Source organism: Pseudomonas sp. (assembly GCF_050739655.1).
Classification (GTDB): Bacteria; Pseudomonadota; Gammaproteobacteria; order Pseudomonadales; family Pseudomonadaceae; genus Aquipseudomonas.
On sequence record NZ_JBOIBY010000638.1, the window covers coordinates 1 to 9,588 of the forward strand.

Here is a 9,588-nt window from a genome sequence, read left to right on the forward strand (position 1 = left end):
TTGCGCTGGGCCGGGAAAAATTTGAAGCCAGGCACCCGTGGAGCAAAAGGGTCATGACTCAACTGGTAATGGCCGAGGAAAGCCTCGTCGGCATGCAAACTAGTCATCGCGTTCTTATTAACCTTTAAGCTGGGCCAGGGCGCGGTAGTCTGCCCCCAGCGTGGCCTGTAGAACCTCTTTCGGATAATCGTCGGTCACCACCGCTTCACCCATGTGGCGCAGCAGCACCAGGCGCAAACGACCGTCGATCACTTTTTTATCAATGGACATGTGTTCGAGGAAATCGGCTTCTGTCATTTCTTCTGGCGGAACGACCGGCAGCCCCGCACGCTGGAACAGACGAATGCCGCGATCGCGCTCCTGCTCGCTGATCCAGCCCAGCCGCGTGGACATTTCCAGCGCCATTACGGTGCCGGCAGCCACAGCCTCACCATGAAGCCACACACCATAGCCCATGTGGGTTTCAATGGCGTGGCCAAAAGTGTGGCCCAGGTTCAGCGTGGCACGCACGCCCGTCTCTTTCTCATCGGCACCGACCACCGCCGCCTTGGCCGCGCAGGAACGCTCGATGGCATAGGTCAGGGCTTGCTGATCCAGGTTGCGCAGACGGTCGACGTTGTCTTCGAGCCAGCTCAGGAACGGCTCATCACAGATCAGCCCGTACTTGATGACTTCGGCCAGTCCGGCGGACAGCTCGCGCGCCGGCAGGGTATTGAGGCTGGCGGTATCGATCAGCACCACGTTCGGCTGATAGAAGGCGCCGACCATGTTCTTGCCCAGCGGATGGTTGATCCCGGTCTTGCCGCCCACCGAAGAGTCGACTTGCGACAGCAGCGTGGTCGGAACCTGGATGAAGTCGACGCCGCGCTGGTAGCAGGCGGCGGCAAAGCCGGCCATGTCACCGATCACACCGCCACCGAGGGCGATCACCGTGGTACGGCGATCATGCCGGGCGGTCAGCAGGCCGTCGAAAATCAGTTGAAGGGTTTCCCAGGTCTTGAAGGCTTCGCCGTCGGGCAGCACCACGGAAATCACCGAGAACTGCGCCAGGCTGCGGGTCAGACGCTCGAGATAGAGCGGCGCAACCGTCTCGTTGGAGATGATCGCTACTTGCCGTCCGCGAATGTGCGGGGCCAGCAGCTCAGGCCGATCCAACAAACCTTCGCCAATATGAATCGGGTAGCTGCGCTCGCCTAGATCGACCTTGAGTGTCTGCATGTTTCCCCACAGTGAAGATGAATCAGGCATCCTGCCCTGAGTTAACGAATATCCACGGCCTCTGCTGGTGTGACGCCGCTCGGTAGCCATCCGCCACAACCTTGTGCAGTCATGGCGGGACGCCGAGGATAGCGCATTTCGCGCGGCGCTTTAACGGGGTGGCAACTGCTGCAGACGCTCCAGAATGTCGAGTACGACCATTCGTGGCGGCCGCTCATCAGTTTCGACCACCAGGTCGGCAATTTCCCGATAAAGCGGATCGCGGATCGCCAACAGATCCCGAAGGGTCTTGGCCGGATCGGCAGTACGCAACAATGGCCGATTGCGGTCGCGGGCCGTGCGGCCGACCTGCTGCTCGACCGAGGCATGCAGATAAACCACCCGCCCACCGGCATGCAGTGCCCGACGATTGGCTTCGCGCATGACCGCGCCCCCACCTGTCGCCAGCACCACTCCGTCGTAATCGCACAGCTCGGCAATCATTGCCTGCTCGCGATCACGAAAGCCCGGTTCGCCTTCTTTATCGAAGATCCAAGGGATATTGGCGCCCGTGCGCAATTCAATTTCCTTATCGGAATCTTTGAATGGCAGGCGCAGCTCTTTGGCCAGCAACCGGCCGATGGTGCTTTTTCCAGCACCCATCGGTCCAACAAGAATCAAATTTCGCACAGAATCAATGACTCACAGCAATCGCCCGATTATTCATGATACGCGGAGTGAGGAATACCAACAGCTCGGATTTTTTCTCCGAAACCACATCACGCCGGAAAAGGCGGCCAAGATACGGCACATCGCCAAGAAATGGCACCTTATCTACGACCTTGCTCTGAGTATTTGAGAAAACGCCGCCAATGACGATGGTCTCGCCATCGTTGACCAGGACCTTGGCGTTGACTTCGTTTTTCTTGATGGGCGGTACATCCTGGACCTTGTTCAGGTAGTCCGGCTCGTCCTTGGTCACCTTGACCTCCATGATGATCCGGTTGTCGGGGGTGATCTGCGGCGTCACCTCCAAGGACAGCGACGCTTCCTTGAACGACACGGAAGTCGCGCCACTGGAGCTGGCTTCCTGATAGGGAATCTCCGTGCCCTTGAGAATTTTGGCGGTTTCCTTGTCGGACGTTACGACCTTGGGCTGCGAGACGATTTCACCGTTGCCGGTCTTTTCCATGGCCGTCAGCTCAAGGTCCAGCAAGACGTTGTCGGTGATAAACGCAATGCCGATGCCCGAGGTATTGGCGGCAGCGCCCAAGTCGACGAACGGCGAGTTGGTGCTGGTACTTCCCGGCGTACCGATGGTTGATGACGCGTCGGCACCGTTGCTGACCCCCGATGTGTTCCAGTTGCCCTTATTCTGGATCGACCCACCCCAACGCACGCCAAGGCTTTTGTCGTAATCGACGTTGGCTTCAACGATCCGAGCCTCGATCATCACTTGCCGCACCGGGATATCCAGTTGCGCCACGATCCGCCGCAGCTCGTCGAGCCGGTCCTGGGTCTGGTAGGCGATGATGTTGTTGGTGCGCTCATCGACCGTGATCGAACCCCGTTCGTCGATTTTCGCCTCGGCGCTGGTCACCGACTGGAACAGTTTGGCGATATCGGCTGCCTTGGCATAGTTGACCTGCAGAAGCTCGCGACGCAGGGGTGCGAGCTCGGCAATCTGCTTCTGTGATTCCAGTTCCTGTCGCTCGCGGGCGGCAATTTCATCGGCCGGCGCGACCAACAGGACGTTTCCGATTTTGCGTTTGTCCAGCCCCTTGGTCTTCAGCACAAGATCCAGCGCCTGGTCCCACGGTACGTTTTGCAGGCGCAGGGTGATGCCACCTTGAACGGTGTCACTGGCCACCAGATTGAGGTTGGTGAAGTCGGCGATCAATTGCAGGACCGAGCGCACATCGATGTCCTGGAAATTCAGCGAGAGTTTTTCACCGCTGTAGGCGTAGCGGTCGGCGTTACGCTTTTGCAAGTCGCCGGTGCTCATTGCACGGATGCTGACGGTCAGCTTGTTGTCAGTTTGATAGGTCGAATAATCGAAGGCGCCGCTGGGCTCGATGGTGATGGTGGCCCTGTCCCCCGTGGCACTGGCATTGACGAACTGCACAGGCGTGGCGAAATCCTTGACGTCCAGGCGCACGCGAAGAGGATCGGGCAAGCGTGTCCTGGCGAAGCCGAGAATGATTTTGCCCTCACGCTCCTGGATGTCTGGCGCGATGGACGGATCGGACAGATCAATCACGACATTGCCTTCCCCCTGGTTGCCGCGCTGGAAATCCACTGCGCGAATGGCCTTGCCTGCCGGTGCAACCGCACGCGCCGGGGCCGATGCAGGAGCGGCAGTAGCGGACGGTTTCTGCGCCACACTTTTGCCGCCCTGCCCAACCACCACGATGAGATTGTTGCCTTCAACTCGCGTGTCGTAAGGGGTTAACCGGGTCAGATTGATGATCAGTCGCGTACGGTCCTTGGCCTCGACAACCGTTGCACTGCGGGCGTTGCCGGCACCCAGATCAAGGGTTTTGTTCGCTAGCTGACTGACCACACCAGGCAGATCCAGCGCGATCCGGGCAGGCGATTCCGTGGTGTATCCGTGGGGCGCCGGGGGTGGCTGATCGAACGCCAGTTTCAACTCGACGCGGTCGCCTGGCAGCGCAGCGACATCCAGCGCTTTGAGATTGGCCGCTTGTACCATCGGCGACAGCAGCGCTATCCATAGCGACACTCCGAGGGCGGAGAAAATCCTGTTCATTTTTCGAGTTCCACTATGAGTGCTCTTTCAAAGGGATGGTCCGCGGCCGCTCCAACCAGGCACCTTCGCCATCCGGGACGATTTCGACCACATCGACTTGTGAACTGTTGATGGCGACGATCCGTCCATCGTTGCGCCCCAGGTAATCACCGACTTTCAGGCGATGAACACCGCCAGCCCCGCGCAAGAGTGCGAAGGAGCCCGAGGCATTGGAGATGGTGCCGACCATTTCAAACTGCTCGATGTTGAAACCTTCGAGGTATTGCTTGGCCCGATCGGGGTCTGGCTTGACGTTGCGCGAGCCGTGCTTGCGCCCTGCAAGATCGATTCTGACCTGCGGGGAAAACGGGCTGCGCAGGTTGGCAGCGTTGTAGGTGAACGTCGGGTAAGACCGGAATGTGGGCGTTGGTTCAATCTTGCCCGGTGCCCGCAGGCGCATTTCGTTCATGTAGGCGTCCAGGTCACGAAAATCATCGCCGCCGCCACAACCGGCCAGGACGACCAGCAACACCGCCATTGAGACACCACGAACAAGGATCATTGATGCAGCCCCTTGTCGTTGTAGCGGTACGTCTTGGCCAGGATGCTCATGCGCAACTTCTGCCCACCCTCAGGATTGGCTGGTGCCAGGTCGAAATCATGCAAGGTGACAATGCGCGGCAGCCCGGCCACGCCGCTGACGAAAGTCGCCAGATCGTGATACGCGCCAGTGACCGTAATCTGGATCGGCAGCTCGATGTAGAACGGCTGGGTGACCTCCGGCAACAGTTTGATTTCTTCAAACTCCAACCCGCTGCCAAGACCGGTTCGGGTGATGTCTTCCAGCAGGCCAGGCACTTCGGTATCACTGGGCAGTTGCCGCAGCAACACGCCAAAGGAACTCTCCATTTCCTTCATCTGCTGGGTGTAGAGTTCCAGGTTTGCCGCCATGTGTGCCTTGGTGGCGAACTGCTCTTTGAGAGTCGTTTCTTCTTCGCGCTTGAGATCAAGCTGGCCCTCAAGCTCGCTCGTGGAAAAGTTGTAACCCAGTGACAGCACCAGAATCATGACCAGCACCCCCACCAAAACCTTGATCGCGGGTGGCCAGGAACCGATGTTGTTGGTGTCCAGTTCGTTGATATCGATCCTGCGCACGCTTTCGAACCATTCGGACGGACTCATTTCCCGTCCTCCACGGCAGCAGGCTGAGTCTGACGAACACTTAATTGAAAGACGTTGGCTTGATCGAGCTGACCGGCAGTGGTTGCTTTCACTTCAGTCAGACTGGGTGACTCGAACCAATCAGAGGCATCCAGATTGCGCATCAGATCGGACACACGATTGTTGGACTCTGCCGCACCGGTAATAGACAAGGTCTTGCCGGCCATTTTGACCTCGGTGAAGTACACACCGTCTGGCAAGGTGCGCGCCAGCTGATCAAAAATCCGCCCGCTGATCGGCCGATTGCCCTGCAAGTCCTGGATGATGCGCATGCGCTCGACCAGTTGCTGGCGACGGGCCTTGAGATCGCTGATTTGCTTGATGCGCTCATCGACCACCGCGATCTGCTTGCCGATGTAATCGTTGCGCGCAATCTGCCGGTCCATGGCGTTGTTGATGGCTTGATTGGCGATCAGCACCGCGCCGGCAGACCCTACCAGCACACCGACCAGTATCAGTAAAAAGCGTTTGCGGCGTTGTTCGCGCAGCTCCTCGCGCCAGGGTAAAAGATTGATCCGCGCCATCAGTCGAAACTCCTGAGGGCCAGACCGCAGGCAATCATCATCGCCGGAGCATCACTGGCCAGGGCCGCGGCATTAACCTTGCTGCTCAACGTCATGTCGGAGAATGGGTTGGCCACCTGCGTAGGCGTGCTCAACTGCTGCTCGATCAATCGGTCCAAGCCGGGAACCGATGCCGTCCCGCCTGCCAGCAAGATGTGATCGACCGAATGGTACTGGCCGGAAGCGAAGAAAAACTGCAATGACCGGGACACCTGTTGCACCAGCGCCTCGCGAAACGGCTGCAGCACCTCGCCAACGTAATCATCCGGCAAGCCGCCCTGCTTCTTCGCCAGCCCCGCCTGTTCGATGGTCAGCCCGTATCGCCGCTGGATTTCCTCCGTCAGTTGACGCCCCCCGAACAATTGTTCGCGGGTATAGATGATCCGCCCGTTCTGCAGCACGCTCAGCGTGGTCATGGTCGCGCCGATGTCGACTACCGCCACCAGACGCTCTTGCGTGGCCACCAACTGATTGGCCAGCAAACCGAATGATCGCTCCAGCGCGTAGGCTTCCACGTCGACCACGCGGGCAGTCAGGCCGGCGAGGGTCAACGCCGCCTCACGGACTTCGACATTTTCCTTGCGGCAGGCCGCGAGCAGCACATTGACTCGCTCAGGGTTTCGCGTTGACGCCCCCAGGACCTCAAAGTCGATGGCGACTTCATCCAACGGATAAGGAATGTACTGATCGGCCTCGATCTTCAGCTGGCTTTCCATCTCGTCGTCGCAAAGACCGGCATCCATCTCGATGATCTTGGTAATCACTGCCGAACCGGACACGGCCACGGCAACGTTTCTGAGGCCGGTTCTGGCCTTGATCAGCACGCGAGCGAGGGCCTGGCCCACACCTTCGAGCTCGGCGATGTTTTTCTCGATGACCGCGCTGGCAGGCAGCGGCTCGACTGCGTAGGCCTCGACCCGATAACGACCGCCCTGGCGACTCAGCTCCAGGAGCTTTACCGATGTCGAGCTGATGTCGATCCCTAAAAGCGTGTTGGCTTTTTTGTTGAAGAGTCCTGGCACTAGCAATTCCCTATGACTATCCGTGACTTACGGACTCTGTAATGTGTGTTGCGTTCCCTCCGCCCGTCTTGACAGCAGCCGCCAATGACGCCTGCGACCGAAAAATGCTTATAATGCCCAGCGTTTTTTTCCGCTTTTTCTCAAGCGCGGGTCGTTCGCCTTTAGCCTGAACCCTGATGCCAAATTCATTCTTTGCCCTGGATATCCAAAAGCCTTGATTCGTCTGCTGAAATTTCTCGGTTGGTCCATCGTCGCGGTTTTCTGCGGACTGCTTTTGGGTCTGAGCGGGGCGTTTCTTTACCTTAGTCCCGGATTACCGTCGGTGGAGGCACTGCGAAGCATCCAGTTGCAGATTCCCCTGCGGGTCTACAGCAGCGACAACAAGTTGATCGCAGAATTCGGCGAAATGCGCCGCACACCGATCCGTTTCGCCGACATTCCCCCAAATTTCATTAATGCGTTACTAAGTGCTGAAGACGACAATTTCGCCAATCACTATGGCGTCGACCCCAGCAGCCTGATGCGCGCCGCTACCCAACTGGTCAAAAGCGGTCACATTCAGTCAGGCGGCAGCACCATCACCATGCAGGTGGCGAAAAACTTCTTCCTGACCAGCGAACGCAGCTTCTCGCGCAAAACCACGGAAATCCTCCTGGCGCTGCAGATTGAACGACAGCTGACCAAGGACGAAATCCTTGAGTTGTACGTCAACAAGATTTACCTGGGTAACCGCGCCTACGGCATCGAGGCGGCGGCGCAGGTCTATTACGGCAAGTCGATTCGTGATGTCAGCCTGGCGCAGATGGCGATGATCGCCGGCCTGCCCAAAGCCCCGTCGCGTTTTAACCCGCTGGCCAACCCGGCCCGCAGCAAGGAGCGTCGCGACTGGATCCTGGGGCGCATGTACAAGCTGGGCAAAATCAGCGAGACCGATTACACCGCAGCGATCAACGAGCCTCTGAACGCCAGCTATCACGTGCCGACCCCTGAAGTGAATGCGCCTTACATCGCTGAAATGGCCCGTGCCGAAATGGTCGGCCGTTATGGCAGCGACGCGTACACCGAAGGTTTCCGCGTCACCACCACGGTGCCGAGCAACCTTCAGGAAATGGCCAACACCGCTGTCCACGAAGGCTTGATGACCTATGACCAGCGCCACGGCTATCGCGGTCCTGAGTCACGCTTGCCGGGCAAGACTCGCGAGGCCTGGGCGACCGAACTGACCAAGCAGCGCACCATCAGCGGCCTTGAGCCAGCCATCGTTACCCAGATCGACAAGACCGGCCTGCAGGTGCTGACCCGCACCGGTAGCGAACACGTGAACTGGGAAACCATGAAATGGGCTCGCCCGTTCCTGAACACCAACAGCATGGGTGCCAACCCCAAGCAGCCGTCGGATGTCGCTCAGGTCGGTGACCTGATTCGGGTGCAGCGCCAACCGGATAACTCGCTGAAGTTCAGCCAGATCCCGCAGGCGCAAGGCGCATTGGTTTCCCTCGACCCGCAGAACGGCGCAATCCGCTCGCTGGTGGGTGGCTTTGCCTTTGAGCAGAGCAACTACAACCGTGCTTTGCAGGCCAAGCGCCAACCGGGCTCGAGCTTCAAGCCATTCGTTTACAGCGCAGCGCTGGATAATGGCTACACCGCTTCCAGCCTTGTGAACGATGCACCGATCGTGTTCGTCGATGAGTACCTGGACAAGGTCTGGCGCCCGAAAAACGATACCAACACCTTCCTCGGCCCGATCCGCCTGCGTGAAGCGCTCTACAAGTCGCGTAACCTGGTATCGATCCGCCTGCTGCAAGCGATGGGCGTTGGCAAGACCATCGACTACATCACTCGCTTTGGCTTCAACAAGCAGGACCTGCCACCCAACTTGTCCCTGGCCCTTGGTACCGCAACCCTGACGCCAATGGAAATTGCCACCGGCTGGAGTACGTTCGCCAACGGCGGCTACAAGATCACCCCGTACATCATCGACAAGATCGAAAGCCGCAACGGCGACACGCTGTTCGTCGCCAACCCGCCGAGCGTTCCAAAGGGCGGCGCAGCCACCGACGGTATCGCCGCTCCGACCGCCGAGGCCTTTACGGTCAACGCAACGGCAGGCGAGACACTGGATGCGCAACCGGCGCCGCAGGCACCCGCCGTGGCTGAGCGCATTGTTGATGGCCGTACGACCTACATTCTCAACAGCATGCTCGAAGACGTGATCAAGCTCGGCACCGGCCGTCGCGCCCTGGCCCTGGGGCGAGCGGACATTGCCGGCAAAACCGGCACCACCAACGAATCCAAGGACGCCTGGTTCTCTGGTTACAACGCCGACTACGTGACCACTGTCTGGACCGGGTTCGACCAGCCTGAAAGCCTGGGCCGCAAGGAGTTCGGCGGCACCGTCGCCCTGCCGATCTGGATGAACTACATGGGCGCCGCGCTCAAGGGCCTGCCGCCTCACACGCAACCAGAGCCGGAAGGCATCCTGAGCCTGCGGGTAGACCCCATCAGCGGCCGCGCAGCCTCTCCAGGCACGCCAGGCGCCTACTTCGAGCTGTTCAAGGCCGAAGATACGCCGCCATCGGTGAACGAGCTGGGTAACGGCAATGCGCCCGGTAGCCCGTTGCCAGCGGATGAAGCGGCGCCGATCGATTTGTTCTGATCCAAGCGACTACAAAAAGCCCTGCCTTCCTTCTAAGTGCGGGGCTTTTTTGTGCCTGAAAGATTTGTGTTGGATTTGATGGCCTCTTCGCGGGCAAGCCCGCTCCCACAGTGGGCGATGGTGTACATAAAGTTTGTATACGCCGCCGAACCCTGTGGGAGCGGGCTTGCCCGCGAAGAG

9 protein-coding genes are annotated in these 9,588 nt (G+C 59.2%); 1 reads left to right on the forward strand and 8 read right to left on the reverse strand.

Features of this window, described 5'->3' with window-relative positions; translation table 11 throughout:
* The 8 genes from ACRESJ_RS30605 to ACRESJ_RS30640 all read right to left on the reverse strand — a co-directional run.
* On the reverse strand, positions 1-107 hold a 107-nt coding region (locus ACRESJ_RS30605), incomplete at its 3' end, for a hypothetical protein (protein WP_431761245.1).
* Positions 108-117: 10 nt separating this feature from the next.
* Positions 118-1,218 (reverse strand): 3-dehydroquinate synthase, encoded by a 1,101-nt coding sequence (gene aroB, locus ACRESJ_RS30610; RefSeq protein WP_431761239.1) that lies wholly within the window; start codon positions 1,216-1,218, stop codon positions 118-120.
* 150 nt (positions 1,219-1,368) lie between these two features.
* The gene (gene aroK / locus ACRESJ_RS30615) at positions 1,369-1,887 is read right to left on the reverse strand and encodes a shikimate kinase AroK (protein ID WP_015093141.1); all 519 of its coding nucleotides are present in this window, start codon (positions 1,885-1,887) and stop codon (positions 1,369-1,371) included.
* A gap of 4 nt (positions 1,888-1,891) precedes the next feature.
* On the reverse strand, positions 1,892-3,967 hold the full coding sequence (gene pilQ, locus ACRESJ_RS30620) for a type IV pilus secretin PilQ (protein ID WP_431761240.1): 2,076 nt from the start codon (positions 3,965-3,967) through the stop codon (positions 1,892-1,894).
* Between the two features lie 13 nt (positions 3,968-3,980).
* Positions 3,981-4,508, reverse strand: coding sequence for a pilus assembly protein PilP (locus ACRESJ_RS30625; protein ID WP_431761241.1), 528 nt, complete (start codon positions 4,506-4,508; stop codon positions 3,981-3,983).
* Positions 4,505-5,128 (reverse strand): type 4a pilus biogenesis protein PilO, encoded by a 624-nt coding sequence (gene pilO / locus ACRESJ_RS30630; RefSeq protein ID WP_431761242.1) that lies wholly within the window; start codon positions 5,126-5,128, stop codon positions 4,505-4,507. Before pilO ends, ACRESJ_RS30625 begins: the two co-directional genes overlap by 4 nt.
* Positions 5,125-5,691, reverse strand: a complete 567-nt coding sequence (locus tag ACRESJ_RS30635) for a PilN domain-containing protein (protein WP_431761243.1) — start codon at positions 5,689-5,691, stop codon at positions 5,125-5,127. Before ACRESJ_RS30635 ends, pilO begins: the two co-directional genes overlap by 4 nt.
* A complete protein-coding gene (locus ACRESJ_RS30640) occupies positions 5,691-6,752 on the reverse strand; it encodes a pilus assembly protein PilM (protein WP_431761244.1) in 1,062 nt (353 codons plus the stop codon). The genes ACRESJ_RS30635 and ACRESJ_RS30640 overlap by 1 nt, the downstream gene beginning before the upstream one ends.
* A 217-nt stretch (positions 6,753-6,969) precedes the next feature.
* On the opposite strand from ACRESJ_RS30640, the gene ACRESJ_RS30645 reads away from it, so the two are divergent.
* The gene (locus ACRESJ_RS30645) at positions 6,970-9,408 is read left to right on the forward strand and encodes a penicillin-binding protein 1A (protein WP_431761246.1); all 2,439 of its coding nucleotides are present in this window, start codon (positions 6,970-6,972) and stop codon (positions 9,406-9,408) included.
* The last annotated feature ends 180 nt before the right edge of the window (positions 9,409-9,588 follow it).